Below are 20,013 nucleotides of genomic sequence, written 5' to 3' on the forward strand. Positions count from 1 at the left end.
GCAAAAGCCCGTTTATTAGCATAAATACCAAGAAAAATATTTTAAATGAGGCTACAGGAAGATGTTATCCGGCTTATACTAGGACTGAAAATCAAACAGTTAAGATCAGAAAAGAACATCTCGCTGACTGACCTTGCTACGAGCACAGGTATATCGGTGTCGTACCTCAATGAAATAGAGAAAGGGAAAAAACACCCGAAACCGAGCAAGATCGCCGTGATTGCCGATGAATTGGGTGTAACGTACGATTACCTAGTGTCGCTGCAACTGAGCAAGCGGCTTCAACCGGTGGGGGAACTGCTCCAATCGAACATTCTGTCGGAACTGCCGCTGGAGCATTTCGGGCTCGACATCAGCCGCCTGCTGGACCTTTTCGCGACGGCGCCGGCCAAGCTGAGCGCCTTTGTGAACACCCTGCTGGAAATCTCGCGTGCATTTGACCTGCGGGTAGAGCAGTTCTATTTCTCCGCCCTCCGCTCTTACCAGGAGTTGCACGACAATTACTTCGAGGACCTGGAATTGGAGGTAGAGCACTTTATGGAGGCGCACGGCATCATCCCGGACTCCACCCCTACTTTTTTGCAGTTGGCAGCTATACTGGAAAATTCATTTAACATAAAAATAGCAACAGATACTTTTGATCAGCACCCTGAGCTGGCTCCGCTTCGTTCTATTCACATACCTGGTGCGGCCCCTGTGCTGTTGCTCAACCCGAACCTGACAGAGCAGCAGCGCGCTTTTGCGGTAGCCCGCGAGCTTGGCTTTGAGGTGCTGCAGTTGAAACCGCGCCCTCACACCTCTACCTGGGTAAAAGTGGGCTCGTTTGAAGAGGTGCTTAACAACTTCAAGGCATCATATTTTGCGGGAGCCTTGCTGCTCAACCGCGACCGCCTGGTGCAGGACATGCAAACGTTTTTTGCGCAGCCTACCTGGCAGCCAAACTTATTACTGCAGCTCATGGAAAACTATAGCACTTCACCGGAGACGTTGCTGCACCGGCTCACCTCTCTCCTGCCGCGCTTTTTCAGCATCAAGCAGCTGTTCTTTCTGCGTTTTCATCACGATGTGGCCTCAGACCACTATTCACTGACCAAAGAGCTGCACCTTTCAGGACTGCACAACCCGCACGCGTCTTTCCTGAACGAGCACTACTGCCGCCGCTGGATCTCACTCACGCTTTTCGAGGAAATGGACAGACAAAAACGGACGGGTCGGCTTGAGCGGCCGCTGGTAGGTATACAGCGCTCCTCCTATATCAACATCACCAACGAGTACCTGGTGCTCGCCCTGGCCCAACCAACCGAAAGCCTGACAGGCACGATCAGTATCGGCCTGCTGCTTAACGAGAACCTCCGCCGCAAAGTCCGCTTCCTCGACGACCCGGCCATTGTGCACCGCTACGTCAACGAAACCTGTGAGCGCTGTCCCGCCCTGGACTGTCTCGAACGCGCCGCACCGCCTGTGATATTAGAGAAGCAGCTGTGGCAGGAGAAGGTGATGCAAACGCTGGATGGGTTGAAGGGGTAAAGCAGAGTTTATGGTTCTATGTGCACGATTAACATCCCCCTGCCCCCTTCGAAGGGGGAGTTTTCCGCACTGCCAGTTCTCAGGTATAGCTTCGTAGTTGATGCAGTTCCTTTGCTATACCGGGTCCAACCACCCCTACCCCTCCTTGTCCAAGGAGGGGAATTTCCGCCGCTGCCTGTTTGCCGGTATAGCTTCGTAGCACAGACTCTTGGTAGGTATAGCAAGACTAACTTGCCCCTTCAGCTATGAAACAGATCACCTCAGCCAGGTGCACTAAACGACACTCCACTGTTTGAGCGTTCAGCGAGTTTGGAGGGTCTTGATTTTTTTGCTTACTTTTTTCATCAAGGAAAAAAGTAAGGCCCGCCCGGCCAGGGCAAGCTATAAAACAAGATAGCCTTCTATACCTGTAATTGCAGTTGCTATGCAAGTTAAAAACTACCTTCAACTCCAACCACATTTGCGCAACCGCTAAACTTGCGCTATACCTATACCTATACCTATACCTATACCTATACCTATACCTATACCTATACCTATACCTATACCTGGGCCAGAGGCCCCACTATACTAGTCACGAGCGAGGACGCTCGCGCCATTACTACCATACCTGCAACAAACCTTTGTCCATCCAGAGCTGAAACCATTTAAAGGAAAATCCGATATCGCTCTAACCAGATTTCACCCAAAAACCCTATCTTCGGGATTAGATTCTTCACCCTGCCCATGGCCCAATTCTATATCCGCCAGACTACCGTTACACAGGAGTTTCATGCTCCGCTTTCGCTCTTCGAGCTGCACCAGCAGATTCGGGAGGAACTGGAGATGGCGTTTCCGGAGAGTTATTGGGTAGTGGCGGAGATCTCGCAAGTCACGCCGGATCGGCGAAAAGGGCACTGCTACCTCAACCTGGTTGACAAAGGCGACGACCCACGTGGAGCCATTCAGGCGCAGGCACGTGCTACGATCTGGAGCAGCCGCTTTCAGATGCTGGGGCGCTATTTTGAAGAGAAAACCGGGCAGCCTCTCAAAGCCGGACTTAAGATCCTTTTTAAGGCGCAGGTGCGTTTTCATGAACTCTATGGCCTGAGCCTCGATATTGTCAACATTGACGCCAACTATACCATCGGTGACCTGGCCCGGCAGCGACAGGAAACCCTGAAGCGACTGGAGGCGGAGGGACTGCTCACGGCTAATAAAGAGCTGGAAATGACAATTGTACCGCAGCGACTGGCTATTGTATCGTCGGCAATGGCGGCGGGCTACCAGGATTTTATCCATCAACTTGAAAACAACAGCTACGGCTATACCTTCGACACGAGGCTTTTTCCGGCTACCGTGCAGGGCAATGAGGCTCCCGCCTCCATTGTCAAAGCCATGGACCTGATCGCCAGGTATAGCCATTTGTTCGATGCGATTGTGATCATTCGCGGGGGTGGTTCGCAGACGGATTTGGGTTGTTTTGACGATTACAGAGTGGCGGCAGCCATCGGCAATGCTCCCCTGCCCGTAATAACAGGTATAGGCCACGAACGCGACGAAAGCATCTCCGACCTGGTGGCGCATACCCGCCAGAAAACACCTACGGCCGTGGCGAATTACCTGCTGGAAAAGGCGCTTGCTTTCGAAACGGAGGTAGAGGGGCTCTTCGACAGTATTTACATGTTCGCCAGCCAGCAGCTTCGTCTCACAACCGACAAGCTGGAGCGGCAGAGCCTGAAAATAGCCAATCTGACCAACAGCTTGCTGCAGGAGAACCGGGAGCAGCTGGAGCATTTTTCCAAAAGCCTGTTACTCAAGCCCAAGAGCTTTCTCGAGAACCAGAAACACCAGTTGCTGAACTCGGAGAGGTTGCTGCAGGCCAACACCAAAGACCTACTGCACCTGCGTGGAAAGGAACTAAGCGAGCTGACGGTTTGTGTGGAGGGTATAGGCCAGCGCTGGCTTCACATGAAGGAGCAGGACCTGAACAAACTCGTGCACTGCATCGAGACAGAGGCCAAGGACAAGCAGAAGCGGAGTCAGCTGAGCTTTGTGAAATGCAGCGACCGCCTGCAGTACAGTGCCCAGAAGAAACTGAGCTCCGACAGCCACAGGCTCGACATGCTCGAAATGCGTATTCAGGCAAACGACCCGGAGAAGCTTTTACTCCGCGGCTATACCTTAACACTGATCAACGGCAAGATCATCAAGCACATGGGGCAGGTAAAAGAGGGAGATGTGATCGAAACGCGCCTGCAAGACGGCAGAGTGCACAGTTTAGTTGTAACTACAGACAAAGATGAATAACAAAGACATAAATAAAATGACTTACCGCGAGGCCACTCAGGAACTCGAGGAAATCCTGCGGGCCATCGAAAGCGACTCCGTGGATGTGGACGAACTCACCCAGAAAGTGCAGCGCTCTTCCCTGCTGATCAAATTCTGCAAAGACAAACTGCGCCATGCCGAGAACGCCATCAACCAGGTATTCAACGAGGAGAATTGCGAAGAGCCGGCATCTAAGTCTGAGAAAGGCAGTGGCGCGAATGGCACCTTGTTTCAGTAGGTATAGCTGAACTCCTCATGAAAAAGTTTGCCCTCATCCTGATCGTGTTACTGATCGGTTTGATCATTTATAACCTGACCAACATTGATTTCTCCGGTTCGCTGACTTCTGTGCCGAACCAACAGGTATACATGCGACTTGTAGCCAATGTACTGGTGCTTCTATCGCTGGTATACAGTTACCGCAGGTATAGCAAAAGAACGGAAGAAAAGCGCTAAGCGCAGCAGGCACTGCCTAAACGAAAAGCCCCGCACTGTCATACAACAGCCGGGGCTTTTTCTGTTTCGCTAAAATCAATTTACAGCAATTCTTTCGGAAGCTTTTTCTGTTTAAGCCCCACCAGCCTCGAGAGCAGTTTCCGGGCTTCCTCACAGCTATCCAGGTGGTATTTGGCTACGGAATGCGAGTTACCGATCTTCACGGTATAGGCTTCGCGCGGCATTGCCTTGAAAATGTCCTCGTCGCCCCAGTCGTCGCCGACGGCCAGCACAAAGTCGTGCGGGTACATGTTGAGCCAATAACCGGTTGCTTTGCCCTTACTCACCTCCTGTGCCTTGATCTCCACGGCCATCTGCCCGTCAAGTACCTGCAGGTTGCTGTTGGTGGCCAGGAAATTGAGGTGGCTCACGAGCTCACGAGCCCGCAGCTCTCCCAGACCAGTTTCCACGCGACGGTAATGCCATACCAGGGAGTACTCTTTTTCTTCGATAAATGAGCCCGGCGTGCGGTCTACATACAGGTCCAGGATCAGGCGTATATCGCTTTTCCAGTCGTCGATCAGGCTGGTCATGGTCTGCCAGCCGGTGCCGCGCTGCTTTATCCAGACGCCGTGCTCAGCGATCAGGTCGATGTTCAGGTGGCCCAGCCAGCGTTGCATGTTGTCTTTCTCGCGGCTGCTGATCACCACTACCCGGTTTTTAGGATTGCTATTCAGCTTTTGCAAAAGCTCCAGCAGGTCCTCGTCAGGAGCAGCCATTAGCGGACGATTGTGGTAGTCAACCAGGGCACCATCATATTCCAGGAAGAACAAGCGGGAACTAGCCTCTGCGTACGAGTTGCTGAGTTCCTGATAAGTAGCTTCGTCGAGGTATGTGGTGGCCATGGACAGCTGTTTGATCTTCACATAAGAGAGGCGGTCCATAAACATGCTCACCCAATGATGGATGTTATACCTGCGCAGCGATTCCTGCATGTGCTGCATGTGCTGCTTCTGAATGTCTTCCGGCATGGTGAGGGCCGTGTGCAGCGTCTCTACCATCTGATTAATGTCATTCGGATTGATCAACAGCGCTTCCGAAAGCTCTTTGGAAGCGCCCGCCATTTCGCTCAGGATCAGCACGCCGGTCTGGTCCAGCTTGCTGGCCACGTACTCTTTGCAGACCAGGTTCATGCCATCGCGCATAGGCGTTACCAGCGCCACATCGGCCATGCGGTAGAAGGCAGACAGCGTTTCGAGCGGATACGAGCGGTAGAAATACTGGATCGGGTTCCAGTTCATGTGGCTGTACTTGCCATTAATGCGGCCCACCAGTTCATCCACCGCCTCTTTCAGCTCCTTGTATTTCTCCACCGCGTCACGCGAGGGCACCACCAGCATTACCAGGGTCACCTTCTCATGAAACTCGGGGTAGCGCTCCAGAAAAAGCTCAAAGGCCTGCAAGCGTTGCGGTATACCTTTGGAGTAATCCAGTCGGTCAATCGAGAGCACTATCTTTTTGGAGTGCAGGTTGTTGCGGTACATCTTCTCCCGCTTCATAACTTCCTCACTAGCAGCCGTCTGCTCGTATTTGTCATAATCTATCCCCATCGGGAAAGAGTCGACGAGCAACGAGCGGCTGCCGGTATTGATCCAGCCATGCGTGCTGCCGTGACCCACGAGGCGGTTGACCGAGCTGAGGAAGTGGCGCATGTCGTCGTAGGTATGGAAACCGATCAGGTCAGAACCCAGCATACCTTCCAGCAGCTCCTTGCGCCAGGGCAGGAGACGGAACACTTCGTAAGAAGGAAATGGGATGTGTTGAAAAAAGCCGATGGTACTCTCCGGCAGCTTTTCGCGCAGCATGGAGGGTAGTAGCAGCAACTGGTAATCGTGTACCCAGATCGTGTCGTCGGGTTCCGCTACTTTCATCAACTCGTCGCAATACTTCTGATTTACCTCTACATACGTATCCCAGAGCTGGTGCTCATAAATGGCGTACTGACTGAAATAGTGGAAAGTGGGCCATAGCGTTTCGTTGCTGAAGCCCTCGTAAAACTCTTTTATTTCTTTCTCCGATAAAAAGACCGGATGCATGTTCTGTCCGTTCAGGTTGTCGGTGATCTGCTGTTGCTGCGACTCATCTTCGACCACCATGCCCGGCCAGCCAACCCACAGGTTGTTCTTCTTTTTGTAGATAGAGCCAAGCCCGGTAGCGAGGCCTCCCTCACTTGGTTTAAAATCAAGCCGGCCCTCATTTTCCTGTAGTTTTACAGGGAGTCGGTTTGATACAATAATCAATTTCGCCATGCGATTACACCTTATGTCTGGCATCTGCAGCAGCCGACCCAGGGTGTGAGACAGCTGCATTCAGGGTCCGGATTTTGAAAAATATGCTTCGTCAAATTAATTATGACACAAGCAGTCTTTATAGCATACGGAGAAAATTGAGCGCACGTTTTAGCTATATAGTAAAATTAATATGAAATAAATTCTCTCCCTGATACTGAAGTATTTACTACACCGCAAAGCTTTCTTCAGCTCATGGGGCATACCTGGAGTTATGTTACCATATTCGCGAAATACTTAGTATCTTTATTTGTGAGCCTCGCCCGGAAGCTTTGCATGAAGCCCGGGCCACGGCAGATTGGAAAACTATTTCTGGTCGTTGTCAGTAACAGCTTACACATTAGCCAAAGAACAAAGCACCCCATGGATTACTTTAAAGGAATTGACCCTGAAATCGTCAACTGGGTCATTATACCTGCCCTTATATTTTTTGCCCGCATTATGGATGTGACGCTGGGCACCCTTCGCATCGTCTTCATCTCGAAAGGTGACAAAACCATTGCTCCGCTGCTTGGTTTTGTGGAAGTACTGATCTGGCTCGTGGCCATTACGCAGGTGATGCAGAACCTCAATAACGTCGCCTCTTACTTTGCCTGGGCGGCCGGTTTTGCCGCAGGCAACTTTCTGGGTCTTCGCATCGAACAGATGCTGGCGCTGGGACAAGTCGTAGTGCGGGTCATTACGGTCGATTCTGGCGATGAGCTCATCAGTCGCCTGACCAACAGGGGTTACCGCCTCACTGCCCTGGACGCAAAAGGCTCGCGTGGCAAAGTCAACCTGCTTTTCATGATTGTGAAGCGCAAGAAAATGACAGAAGTCATCGACATTATCCGCGACTATAACCCCAACGCTTTTTACTCCATCGAAGACGTACGCTCGGTTTCCGACACAGACCTCCCCAGTGAAGAAGGCGAACGCAAGAGAAGTTTCACCAAGTTTCTGCCGCTCAGGAAAGGAAAGTAAAACTACTGCGAAGTCAGCAAAAAAGAGCGTCTGCCGAGTTTTGGGCAGACGCTCTTTTCTTTAATCAACCATTATATAAAAACCACTACGACGGCTGGTACTTAAAATACACCACCGCCATAGGCGGCAACTTCAGCACAATGGAGTAAGCATGCCCATGGAAGGAATCAGGTATAGCCTGCAGCGTACCGTGGTTGTGGAAATTACTGCCACCAAAAAGGCTGTCATCGCTGTTGAATACCTCCACCCAGTTACCACCCGTCGGAACACCCAAACGGTAATTATCGTGCACGCCAGGGGTGAAATTGCAAACCACCAGCAATTGCTCATCAGGCCGCTCCCCTTTGCGCAGGAAACTGATCACACTGTTGTGCGCGTCATTAAAGTCAATCCACTCAAAGCCTGACGGTTCGAACGCTTTGCCGTAAAGGGCTGGTTCCTGCTGGTAAGTATGGTTGAGTGCGCGAATGAGCTGCTGTATACCTGCATGGTTGCCGTATTGCAGCAAATGCCAGTCCAGGCTGCTGTCGTGATTCCACTCGGTACTCTGGGCCAGTTCGGCACCCATGAACAAGAGCTTAGCTCCTGGGTGAGCGTACATGTAGGTATAGAGCGCCCGCAGGTTGGCAAATGCCTGCCACTCGTCACCCGGCATCTTACGGATCAGGGAGCCCTTTCCGTGCACCACTTCATCGTGTGAGAGTGGCAGCATGAAGCGCTCGGTGAAAGCGTAGATAATACTGAAGGTGATATCGCCCTGGTGGTGTCTGCGGTAGATCGGGTCTTTAGAGAAATAAGTCAGCGTGTCGTGCATCCAGCCCATCATCCACTTCATGTCGAAGCCCAGACCGCCGTCTGCTACTTTGCCCGTCACCTGCGGCCAGGCCGTGGACTCTTCTGCAATCGTAAGCGTTTCGGGGAACTGCGTGTGCACGGCCTCGTTGAAATCTTTCAGGAAGGAGATCGCCTCCAGGTTCTCCCGTCCGCCAAACTCATTCGGAATCCACTCGTCGTGTTTGCGGCTGTAGTCCAGGTATAGCATGGAGGCAACAGCGTCTACACGCAGGCCATCCACATGGTACTTATCGAGCCAGAACAGGGCGTTACTGATCAGGAAAGAGCGTACCTCGTTTCGACCATAGTTGAAGATGTAACTGTTCCAGTCCGGATGATAACCCTTCCGCGGATCGGCGTGCTCGAACAGGTGCGTGCCGTCGAAATAAGCCAGGCCGTGCTCGTCGGACGGGAAGTGAGAGGGCACCCAGTCCATGATCACGCCGATACCTTCGCGGTGTAGGGCATCAATCAGGCACATCAGGTCCTCAGGAGAGCCGTAGAGACTGGCGGCTGCAAAATAGCCCGTGATCTGATAACCCCAGGAACCGCTGAAGGGATGAAACATCACAGGCATGAACTCCACATGTGTGAAGCCTAAGTCCTTGACGTAGGCAGGCAATTCCTCGGCCAGTTCACGGTAGGTCAGTGGTCGGTTATTATCTTCGGGTTTGCGGCGCCAGGAACCCACATGCAGTTCGTAAACCGAGTAAGGCTGCGGCTGGCCGTGGCGCGACTTGCGTTTTGCCAGCCAATCCTTGTCCTGCCAGGTATGGTGCAGCTCGTGCACCACCGAAGCGGTTTGTGGCGGTTTCTCACGGCGCAATGCAAAGGGGTCGCTTTTCTCGACATGGTACATGTGGTAGCGGGACCTGATATGGTACTTGTACAGCATGCCTGCCTGCACGTCCGGTATAAAGCCTTCCCATATACCCGAGTTGTCGGCACGCACCTGCAACTGGTGACTTTCACGGTTCCAGGCATTAAAATCACCCATCACGGAAACCTGCTCGGCATTAGGCGCCCAAACTGCAAAGTAGGCGCCTTTGGTGCCTTGCCGCTCCATCAGATGCGAACCCAGCTTTTCGTACAGGTTGAAGTGCCGACCTTCGCGGAACAGGTATACATCAAACTCAGACAGTCGGCTGATGTCGTAATAGACTGGTCCGGTTTGCTCCTGCCCTGGCTGCTCCACCACCGGAGCAGGCGTGGTAGACAAACCCACCTCCTGCGCCTCCTGCTGTAGTGTTGCCAACTTTGTCGATCTGCCTCGCTTCGGTTTCGTTTCACCTGTCAGAGCAGTCGGCTCAACTGAAGTAATTTGGCCTGCACGTCCCCTTTTAGGCTTCACCACCATTTCCCGGGCTGCAGCACCCGGTTCTGTGCTGTCCGTTTTGCGCGCTCTACCCCTCTTGGTCTGCGCCGCAGCACTACCAGACTGCACTTCCACAGTGGCTATACCTTCGTCCTTTTTGCTTTTCTTTCCACTACCAGTATTGCCTGGCGCTGTGCCTTCTTTCAAGGCTGGACCGGTACCGGTTTCCATACCTGTCAGTGGGTTCTGCTGTGTGTTTTCCTGTTCCTTCTTCTTAGCCATTCTGATATTTCCTCATGATGTACTTGATGCCCCTGATCGGGATGAGCACCCAATCCGGACGGTTATTCAGTTCATAGCCCAGCTCATAAATCGCCTTCTCGAGCAGGTAGGTCTCCATCAGCACCTGTATGTCTTCTTCGTTTGCCGGCACCACACCCGAGCCCTTGGCTATACCCAGGTAGGTATGCATAAAGAAACCGCTGGCATAGTGGTACCATTGCTCGGCCCATTTCTCCAGATAATCGCCATCCTCTTTGCGGAAACTGTCCTGCTGGAAGAGCGCATTGTAGGCAGCGTAGTGGAACGATCGGATCATACCGGCCACATCGCGCAGTGGGGAGCGTTTTAAGCGGCGCTCACTGAACGAGCGGGCCGGCTCCCCTTCGAAGTCGATGATGGTGAAGTCTCGGCCTGTGAACAGCACCTGCCCCAGGTGGTAGTCTCCGTGGGTCCGGATCTTCATGGTGTCGATCTTGCGACGGAAGATCATCTTGAGACGCTCCAGCACTTGCTGACGCATCTGCAGTACTTCCTCTGCCTCAGCCCGTACGCTATCCGGCAGGTTGGGCAGGTGTTTGCGCAGGCTGTCGAAATTGCTGCGCACCAAAGAGGTGAGCGACGAGTAGAGTGAACGCTGGTAATGGAGCGAAAACTCCTCCGGCGAAAAGTCTTTGGAATCGGTGATGTTGGCCAGTGCCAGGTGCATTTCGGCAGTGCGCTGCCCCAGTAGCTCGATACGCTCCACAGAGGCTCCTCCTAATTGCAACTGCATATGCTCCGGGGCTTCCGAGAACGGAACAGGCTGAGCAAACGTGCCCGTTGTGTCGGACAGCGGTTCCCGGTCTTTGTGGGTTTGCAATCGCTCAAAAAAGCGTTTAAGCGAATCTTCCATGTAAGTCCACGCATCGCCCTGGTTCGGCACGAGTTCCTGCAGCATCACGAGCACCATCGGCGGTTTGCCCTCTTCCTCGTGCTCCACCGAGCCCAGGTACATCGGCACGTTCGCAAACTCCTTATCAGTTAGCGCCTGCACGATCTCCACATCCGGGTTAAGGGTGCGGTCGAGCTTGCGGTATACCTTCAGGAAGAACTGGTTATCATACACTACCGAAGTGTTGCTCTGCTCCGCCCCCAGTATTTTAGAAGACAGCGGATGGCCCGTTTCTTTAATTTTATTGGCAATGCTGCGGCTTCCGGTACCTACCACTTCGGCGCCGTCGACTCTAATGCTCTTGCGTTTGGCCATTAGATTGAGCAGCAGTTGGCGGTAATCCTCAGAGTAGACCGCATCATATAGGATACCTTCCTTGCCATCCATGGTCACGCGGGCGATCACGCTGTTGGGTTGGGTGGCAATCAGTTCCTCTTCCTGTTCACCGGTGGCAAAAGCGAGCGGCAATTGGTACAGCTCTGGAAGCCCTTCGTTGTAGCTCACTTCAATGAACAGTAGCGAAGCAGCAAACCGCCCCGCCACCATTGGCGTGTTGTTCACTACCTGCATGCGCTGTATCGTGCGGGCTTTGCCCCCGAACCAGCGACGATTCATCACGTAAGGCGGCAACACCTTGCTTTCGAGTGTTTTGAGCGCACGGGAAGGTATAGACTGACTGAGTGGAGGCAGTTGCATGGCTGGCTTCTTCATGTCGAGTCCCTCGCGGCCGCTCACTTCCTGCGGCTGCAGTTCGAACCAGTAGTAGCCGTGGGCTCCCATCGTCAGCACATAGCTGTCCTCTTTTATCTGCGGGAATTTGTTCTTACTGAACACCTCCACCGGCACATAACCCCGGAACTCCGGCAAGTCCAGCTCCACCGCTTCCGGGAAGCGCGATAGGTTGGCAATTACGAGTATGTTTTCATCCTGGTAGGAGCGCACAAAGGCCAGCACTTTGGCGTTAGCCGGGTTCAGGAAGCGGATCTCGCCGCGACCGAAGGCCTTGTAGCGCTTGCGCATGTTGATAACGCGTCGCATCCACCAGAGCAGCGAGTTGGCGTTGTGCTGCTGCGTGTCCACGTTCACCGACTCATACTTGTACTCCGGGTCGATGATCACAGGCAGGTATAGCTTCTGCGGATTGGCTGTCGAGAAGCCAGCGTTACGGTTGTCGTTCCACTGCATAGGCGTGCGCACACCGTCGCGGTCGCCGAGGTAGTAGTTGTCGCCCATCCCGATTTCGTCACCATAGTATACCACCGGAGTGCCGCGCATAGAGAACAGGAGCACGTTCATCAACTCTATCTTCGCGCGGTCGTTGCCCAGCAGCGGCGCCAGGCGGTGGCGTATACCCAGGTTGATTTTGGCCAGCGGGTCGCGCGTATACACTTTGTACATGTAGTCGCGTTCCTCGTCGGTCACCATCTCCAGCGTGAGTTCGTCGTGGTTGCGCAGGAACATGGCCCATTGGCAGGTTTCAGGTATAGCAGGCGTCTGGTCAAAAATATCGATGATCGGGTAGCGGTCCTCCATCTTCACCGACATGAACAGGCGCGGCATGATCGGGAAGTGGTAGTTCATGTGGCACTCATCACCATCGCCGAAGTACGAAGCCGAATCCTCGGGCCACATGTTCGCCTCCGCCAGTAGCAGTTTCCCGGTATACTTGCTGTCCACGTGAGCCCGCAGCTTTTTGAGGAAGGCGTGGGTTTCGGGCAGGTTCTCGCAATTGGTGCCATCGCGCTCAAACAGGTAGGGCACTGCGTCCAGACGGAAGCCGTCCACGCCCATATCGAACCAGTAATCGAGCATCTTGAACACCTCCTGCTGCACGTCCGGGTTGTCGAAGTTCAGGTCGGGCTGGTGGTGGAAGAAACGATGCCAGTAGTACTGCCCGGCCACAGGGTCCCAGGTCCAGTTGCTCGGTTCGTAATCCGTGAAGATGATGCGCACATCCTTGTACTGCTTCGGATCGTCGGTCCAGACGTAGTAGTTGCGGTACTTGGAGCCTTTCTTGGCGCGACGTGCCCGCTGAAACCACGGATGCTGGTCGGAGCTGTGGTTGATAACGAGCTCTGTGATGACCTTCAGCCCACGACGGTGCGCCTCTTTTACAAACAGCTTGAAATCCTGCATGTTGCCATAGCTCGGGTTGATGCTGTAGTAGTCGGCAATGTCGTACCCGTCGTCTTTGAGGGGCGACGGGTAGAAAGGCAAGAGCCAGATAGCCGTCACGCCCAGTTCTTCCAGGTAGTCGAGCTTTTGCATCAGGCCTTTGAAGTCCCCGATGCCGTCGCCGTTGCCATCCATAAAGGCTTTGATGTGCAACTCGTAAATGATGGCGTCTTTGTACCAGTGAATGTTGTCGTCGAGAAGGGTGTTGTCCTCTGCCATATAGTTTTTTCTGCTTTATTCGTGTTTGCCGTGGTCATCGGGTAGCCAGTTGTCGTCCAGACTTTCGTGGCCCATGCCAGGGTTTGCGGTTTCGATGCGGAACACATGCACCGGCATTTCGTGCGGCCGAAGCTCCACGTAATTCCACTCACTGTTCCAGGTATACTTGTGTTCGGTCATCAGGTCGTGCACCATGTACTGCTGGGTGCTGTCCATGTTCAGGGCATGCAGCGGCACTTGTACCCAACCGGCCTGCGTGTTGTGCGGGTCCAGGTTCACCACCATCAGCATCTTGTTTCTTCGTTCGCTGTCCCACTTGGCATAGCATAGCAGCTGCGGATTGTCGGTGTCGCCGAAGGCGATGTTCCAGGTGGTTTGCAGCGCCGGGTTCACCTGACGTATCTTATTTATCTTCGTGATCACCTCCCGGATTTTGGTCAGGCGGCCCCAGTCCCAGTGCATGACTTCATACTTTTCTGAATCCCAGTACTCTTCCTTGCCCTGCACCGGTGTGTTAATGCCGAACTCATACACAGGACCATACATACCGTAGTTGGACGAAAGCGTAGCCGCCAGCACCACACGGACAATGTGCGCCGGTTCGCCTCCTGACTGCAGTTCGTGCGGCAGGATGTCGGGTGTGTTTGGCCAGAAGTTAGGTCTGTAGAAGTCGCGCATCTCGGTCTGGGTGAGTTCGCGCATGTACTCTTTGATCTCTGCGGCTGTGTTGCGCCACGTGAAGTAGGTATAGGACTGCGTGAAGCCGATCTTACCAAGCCGCTCCATCACACGCGGACGGGTAAAGGCCTCTGCCAGGAAGATCACCTGCGGATATTGTTGACGCACTTCCCGGATCATCCATTCCCAAAAGGCGAAAGGCTTAGTATGCGGGTTATCGACTCGGAAAATATAAACGCCCTGCTCGATCCAGTGAATCACGATGCTTTTGAGTTCACGCCACAGGTTTTGCCAGTCTTCCGTCTCGAAGTTGACAGGCAGCACGTCCTGGTATTTCTTGGGTGGGTTTTCGGCATACTGCACGGTGCCATCGGGTCGCCACTTAAACCACTGTGGGTGCTCCTTTACGTACGGATGGTCCGGCGAACACTGAATAGCAAAGTCCAGCGCTACCTCAATGCCATGCTCGCGGGCCGTCTGCACAAAATGACGGAATTCGTCCAGTGTACCCAGCTCTGGCAGTATAGATTTATGACCGCCTGATTCAGCGCCGATGGCCCAGGGCGAACCCGGTTCTCCGGGCTGAGACGTGACTGAGTTATTTTTGCCTTTCCGGAAAGCGTAACCAATAGGGTGGATAGGCGGTAGGTAGATCGTGTCGAAGCCCATTTCGGCGATGCGGGGCAACAGCCGCTCGCAATCCTGAAAGGTTCCATGGCGGCCTGCTTCCTGTGCGGCTGAGCGTGGGAAGAATTCGTACCAAGTACTGAAAAGCGCTTTTTGGCGCTCCACTTCCACGGTAAGTATTTTATGGTATGTTGTCACGTTTTGCCGATCGCAACAGGCGTGCATCAAATCCGATACGTCTTCGCTAGTTGCCAGCGCTACAGCGTCGGCAACGGAGCCGGGTCTGTTCAGTTGCTCGGCCCACTTGCGCAGGCGCTTCTGCTGGCCGGGCTTGGCGGTAGCAGCAGACTCTTCGAGCAGCTGTGCACCTATCTGCAACTCTACGGTGATATCCTGATTGGCTTCAAACTTCTTTTTGAGTCCCTTTTGCCAGGTATAGAAGTGGTCGATCCAGCCCTGCAGGGTATACTCAAACGAACCCATGCTATCGGGTTTGAAACTTACGCGCCAGTGGTCGTTGCCCAAGAATTGCATCGGCACTTCGCTCCATTTTTTCTTTTTGGAATGACGGTAGAGCAGTACCGCTTTTACTTCATCATGGCCATCTCCAAACACATCTGCCGTCACTTCTACTTCCTCTCCCACAACGCGTTTGATTGGATACTGCCCACAGTTTACCTGCGGCTTCACGTTCTCGATGACAACCCTTTTGGTTCCTTCCAGTGCTTCCATGTATGCTTTTTTTCCTGATTTGATGAAGAATAGCTAATAGGTACTGCATGCGCGCTTAATAGGTTTCGAAGCCGGGAGATGCTTTTTTACCTACAACTCATGTTAAGCGGGGAATAGCGCGACTTTAAAATCAGAAAAGATCGGATTGGCCAAAAAAGAACAACCTAATGCCGTATATGGCAGTTAAGAATCAGGCGTAAAAACATTGGAAATGAGCATAACAAGAGAAATTGGAGCACATTATACCCCGGATAAAGGAACCTTGTTCACCGTTTGGGCGCTAACCGCCGGGCAGGTAGATGTAGTATTAAAAGATAACGATAAGATCATACCGCTGCAGCGTGAAGCCTTTGGCTACTGGACTGCGCTGAGCGAAGAGGTAGGTCCGGGAGCCAGCTATACCTTGCGGCTTGATGAAGACATGGAACGCCCTGATCCTGCTTCCTATTTTCAGCCCGACGGTGTGCACGAGCCGTCCGTTGTGGTAGACCATACCTCTTTCGAATGGACTGACAACAACTGGAAGCCGCTGCCGCTCGAGCAGTACATTATTTATGAACTGCACGTAGGCACTTTCTCTGAAGAAGGCACTTTTCAAGGCCTCATCGACAAACTCCCGGAACTGCTTGACTTAGGTATAACGGCTATCGAACTGATGCCGGTGGCGGCATTTGCAGGCAGCCGCAACTGGGGATACGATGGCGTATACCCTTCGGCAGTACAGGAAAGCTACGGCGGTCCGTATGGTTTGAAAAATCTGGTAAACGCGTGCCATGCCGCAGGTATAGCCGTGGTGCTGGACGTGGTATACAACCACCTCGGTCCGGAGGGCAACTACCTCAACGACTTCGGCCCATACTTCACCGACAAGTATAACACACCCTGGGGCAAAGCCCTCAATTTTGATGACGTCCACAGTGACCATGTACGCAATTTCTTTATCCAGAACGCCCTCATGTGGTTACGCGACTACCACATCGACGCCCTGCGCCTCGACGCTGTGCACGCGATCCTCGACACAGGCGCCAAGCACTTTTTGCAGGAACTGCAGGAGCAGGTGGAGCACCTGGAGCAGCAACTGAACCGTCCTTTTATCCTGATTGCCGAAAGTGACCTGAACGATGTGCGGGTGATTAATCCGGTGGAGAAAGGCGGCTTTGGACTGGCAGCACAGTGGAGCGACGATTTCCACCATGCTGTGCACGCGCTGCTCACCGGCGAGGACTCCGGTTACTACAGCGATTTTGGCAAGCTGGAGCAACTGCAGAAAGCGCTGCAGCATGGCTTTGTGTACGATGGCCTCTACTCCGAGCACCGCAAACGCACCTTCGGCAGCGATGCCACCGCCAACCCCGCCCGCCAGTTTGTGGTCTGCTCCCAGAACCACGACCAGGTGGGCAACCGCATGCTCGGCGAGCGACTGTCGCAACTGGTTTCCTATGACATGCTCAAAATGGCGGCGGGACTGGTACTGCTCTCCCCTTTTACACCCATGTTGTTTATGGGAGAAGAGTATGGCGAAGAGAACCCGTTCCTTTACTTTGTGAGCCACTCTGACAAAGACCTGGTAGAGGCCGTGCGCAATGGCCGCAAAGAGGAGTTCTCGGCTTTTGCCTGGCAGGGTGAAGCACCGGACCCACAGTCAGAGGACAGCTTTAACCGATCGAAACTGCAGCGCACGTACGAACGCAGCGAGAAGCATCGCCAGCTACGCGATTTCTACAAAGCGCTGATCAGGCTCCGCAAGTCAGCCCCTGCACTGTCCCACCCCGACAAAACCCGCTTGCATGTTTCGAGTGACAGTCATACCCAGGTCTTGCATCTGATTCATTCCGGCGAGAGTCCTTATCTCTATACCTTATTTAACATAAGTAACCAACCTCAAAAAACTAAAATCGTGACAGAAGTAGGAGCTGCCTGGAAGCTGGTTTTGAGCTCTTGCGAAACTAGGTATGGCGGGGTAAGTATAGACTTGCCGCTTGAGAGGCATGAAGGCCAGGAAATAGAATTGCCGGCCGCTTCCGTTACCGTATACCAAAGCAACATTATTTTATAAAGTAAAGACTGGAGCTCAGTCAGGTATAGCCTTTGCACGATCAGGCCCGCGGGTACACGGTCTGCCGCCTATACCTGAACGCTGCCTGCCTTTTGTCTAACGATTCTTTGCCCTTTAAAATATGAACAAGTACATCTGCATTCACGGTCACTTTTACCAGCCGCCCCGCGAGAACCCTTGGCTTAACGAGGTAGAGCTGCAGGAGTCGGCTAAACCTTACCACGATTGGAACGAGCGCATCACGGCAGAATGCTACGCCCGCAACTCTGCCTCCCGCATCCAGAACGGCAAAGGGCAGATTGTGGACATTATGAACAATTACGCCCGCATGAGCTTCAACTTCGGCCCGACCTTACTGGAATGGATGGAGAAAAAAGCCCCGGACATCTACCAGTCCATTCTCGATGCTGACAAAGAGAGCCAAAAGCGCTTTTCGGGCCATGGTGCTGCGCTGGCGCAGGTATACAACCACATGATCATGCCGCTGGCTAACGAGCGCGACCAGCATACGCAAGTGATCTGGGGTATTTATGATTTCCGGAAGCGATTCGGTCGCGACCCGGAAGGGATGTGGCTGGGCGAGACGGCTGCCAACACTACTACACTGGAAGTACTAGCTGAACATGGAATCAAATTCACCATACTATCGCCTTACCAGGCCAAACGCTACCGCAAGATCGACGAGAAAGAATGGCACGATGCGTCAGGCGCCAGGATAGATCCACGCCGGCCTTACCGCTGTACACTGCCTTCGGGCCGCACCATCGCGCTTTTCTTTTATGATGCGCCCGTATCGCAGGCCATTGCCTTTGAGGGTTTGCTGGAGAGCGGCGAGAAATTCGCCCATCGCCTCACCACCACCTTTGATGAGCAAAGCAAAGACCCGCAACTAATGCACATCGCCACCGATGGCGAAACTTACGGCCACCACCACCGCTTCGGCGAGATGGCCCTCTCCTACGCCCTGCACCACATCGAGCAGGAGCAGCTGGCCAAGATCACGATTTACGGGGAATACCTGGAGCTATACCCTCCTAAATACGAAGCCGAGATCATCGAAAACACCTCCTGGAGCTGCATGCACGGTGTGGAGCGCTGGCGCAGCGACTGCGGTTGCCATACGGGTGGCCATGATGACTGGAACCAGGCCTGGCGTGCTCCGGTGCGGGAGGCCTTTGACTGGGTGCGTGACCAGTTGGAGCCGCTCTACGAGCAGGAAATGCGCAAGCTGGGCGCCGATCCCTGGCAAACCCGCAACAACTACATTCAGGTGATCATGAACCGGGGTGAGAAAAAAGTACGCGAATTCATTGACACCCACACCGACCGCGACCTGAGCAAAGGCGAGCAGATCAAGTTCCTGAAACTGCTCGAAATGCAGTACCACGCCATGCTCATGTACACCAGTTGTGGCTGGTTTTTTGACGAAGTGACCGGTATCGAAACCATGCAGGACATCCTGTATGCAACCCGTGCCCTGCAGCTGGCCAAGGACCTGAGCGGCGAGGATTTCGAAGCTCCTTTTGTGGAGTTTCTGAAGCGGGCCAAGAGCAATAACAAAGAGTATGGTGACGCCTCCAAAGCGTACTATAAAATCGTGCAGCCAACCCAGCTGGACCTGATACGGGTGGGGGCACACTATGCCGTGTCGTCGCTCTTCACCGACTCGCCGGACGAGTTGCCGCTCTATAGCTACAAAGCGACGTCGGAATATTACGAGATGCAGGAAGCAGGTCGTCAGCGACTGGCTATCGGCAAGGCTTTTATCCGCTCGACCATCACCTGGGAAGAAGTGGACGTGTCCTTTGGCGTACTGCACATTGGCGACCACCAGCTGTTCGGGGGCGTGCGCAAATACGTAAGCCCCGAGGCCTTTGCCACACTCCACCATGAGCTCAGCACCGCCTTTGACAAAGGCAACATCACGGAAGTGATCATGCTCCTCGACAAGCATTTCGAATCGCATAACTACTCGTTCTGGCACCTGTTCCGCGACGATCAAAAGAAGATCCTGGACCAGGTACTGGAGCAAACTATGCGGGCGCTCGAGCACGATTTTCAGCAGGTATACGACAACAACTACCCGCTTATGGCCGCCATCAAAAGTGTGGATATGAACCTGCCGCGTCCACTGCAGATCACGGTGGACTACATCGTGACGGGCCGTTTGCTCGAAGCCCTGATGGCCGAGCGGGTGGATGTGGACTCAGTGCTCAAACTGCTGAAGGAGGTAGAGCGCATGGGCGTGAAACTGGACGAAGATGCCGTAAATTATGCGGCTACCATTCACGTAGAAGAAGCCATGCACTACCTGGAGGAGAACCCCGCTGATACGGAGCACATGCTATACCTGACAGAGTTGCTTACCGTGCTCAACGGCTCCAATCTGCAGCCCGAGTACTGGCAGTCGCAAAACATCGCTTTCAGAATGCGGCGGAGCACCTATGTGGTTAATCTAAAAAAACAGGATGAAAAAGATGAAAAGGCGGCGACCTGGTGCAGGCAGTTCAAAGAACTGTACGAGAGCCTCAATCTGAAAATATGATCTTGTTTTGACAAAGGACAATGGACTACATGAATT

The 20,013-nt window shown here is 53.4% G+C and carries 12 protein-coding genes; 8 read left to right on the forward strand and 4 right to left on the reverse strand.

Annotated elements, in window-relative coordinates:
* Positions 1-45 precede the first annotated feature (45 nt).
* The 5 genes from AC4QZR_RS13250 to AC4QZR_RS13270 all read left to right on the forward strand — a co-directional run bounded on the left by AC4QZR_RS13250 (position 46) and on the right by AC4QZR_RS13270 (position 4,293).
* A complete protein-coding gene (locus tag AC4QZR_RS13250; RefSeq protein WP_494481346.1) occupies positions 46-1,527 on the forward strand; it encodes a helix-turn-helix domain-containing protein in 1,482 nt (493 codons plus the stop codon).
* A 477-nt stretch (positions 1,528-2,004) separates the two neighbouring features.
* On the forward strand, positions 2,005-2,178 hold the full coding sequence (locus tag AC4QZR_RS13255) for a hypothetical protein (RefSeq protein WP_494481347.1): 174 nt from the start codon (positions 2,005-2,007) through the stop codon (positions 2,176-2,178).
* A gap of 75 nt (positions 2,179-2,253) precedes the next feature.
* Positions 2,254-3,816: an exodeoxyribonuclease VII large subunit gene (gene xseA, locus AC4QZR_RS13260; protein ID WP_494481348.1), complete on the forward strand. Its 1,563-nt coding sequence runs from the start codon at positions 2,254-2,256 to the stop codon at positions 3,814-3,816.
* Complete coding sequence (gene xseB / locus AC4QZR_RS13265; protein ID WP_494481349.1) at positions 3,809-4,075, forward strand: exodeoxyribonuclease VII small subunit; 267 nt, start codon at positions 3,809-3,811, stop codon at positions 4,073-4,075. Before xseA ends, xseB begins: the two co-directional genes overlap by 8 nt.
* A 17-nt stretch (positions 4,076-4,092) precedes the next feature.
* Entirely contained in the window at positions 4,093-4,293 is a 201-nt protein-coding gene (locus AC4QZR_RS13270; RefSeq protein ID WP_494481350.1) for a hypothetical protein, read from the forward strand.
* Positions 4,294-4,373: 80 nt separating this feature from the next.
* On the opposite strand, the gene AC4QZR_RS13275 is transcribed toward AC4QZR_RS13270, so the two are convergent.
* Entirely contained in the window at positions 4,374-6,581 is a 2,208-nt protein-coding gene (locus tag AC4QZR_RS13275) for a bifunctional alpha,alpha-trehalose-phosphate synthase (UDP-forming)/trehalose-phosphatase (protein WP_494481351.1), read from the reverse strand.
* A 402-nt stretch (positions 6,582-6,983) separates the two neighbouring features.
* Between AC4QZR_RS13275 and AC4QZR_RS13280 the strand changes: the two genes are divergently transcribed.
* Complete coding sequence (locus AC4QZR_RS13280; protein ID WP_494481352.1) at positions 6,984-7,583, forward strand: DUF2179 domain-containing protein; 600 nt, start codon at positions 6,984-6,986, stop codon at positions 7,581-7,583.
* An 85-nt stretch (positions 7,584-7,668) separates the two neighbouring features.
* Here the strand turns inward: AC4QZR_RS13280 and glgB are convergent, their stop codons facing one another.
* Genes glgB through AC4QZR_RS13295 form a run of 3 tightly spaced genes read right to left on the reverse strand, consistent with a single transcriptional unit; the run spans position 7,669 to position 15,376 of the window.
* Entirely contained in the window at positions 7,669-10,014 is a 2,346-nt protein-coding gene (glgB, locus tag AC4QZR_RS13285) for a 1,4-alpha-glucan branching protein GlgB (protein ID WP_494481353.1), read from the reverse strand.
* Entirely contained in the window at positions 10,007-13,339 is a 3,333-nt protein-coding gene (treS, locus tag AC4QZR_RS13290) for a maltose alpha-D-glucosyltransferase (RefSeq protein ID WP_494481354.1), read from the reverse strand. Before treS ends, glgB begins: the two co-directional genes overlap by 8 nt.
* Before the next feature lie 15 nt (positions 13,340-13,354).
* Positions 13,355-15,376, reverse strand: coding sequence for an alpha-1,4-glucan--maltose-1-phosphate maltosyltransferase (locus AC4QZR_RS13295; protein WP_494481355.1), 2,022 nt, complete (start codon positions 15,374-15,376; stop codon positions 13,355-13,357).
* 211 nt (positions 15,377-15,587) lie between these two features.
* Here AC4QZR_RS13295 and treZ point away from each other — a divergent pair, with 211 nt between their 5' ends.
* Positions 15,588-17,432 carry a malto-oligosyltrehalose trehalohydrolase gene (gene treZ, locus AC4QZR_RS13300; protein WP_494481356.1) on the forward strand — a complete coding sequence of 615 codons (1,845 nt, stop codon included), beginning with the start codon at positions 15,588-15,590 and terminating at the stop codon, positions 17,430-17,432.
* 121 nt (positions 17,433-17,553) lie between these two features.
* Positions 17,554-19,977 (forward strand): DUF3536 domain-containing protein, encoded by a 2,424-nt coding sequence (locus tag AC4QZR_RS13305; RefSeq protein ID WP_494481357.1) that lies wholly within the window; start codon positions 17,554-17,556, stop codon positions 19,975-19,977.
* The last annotated feature ends 36 nt before the right edge of the window (positions 19,978-20,013 follow it).

It is taken from the genome of Pontibacter sp. YIM B11418, assembly GCF_059278805.1.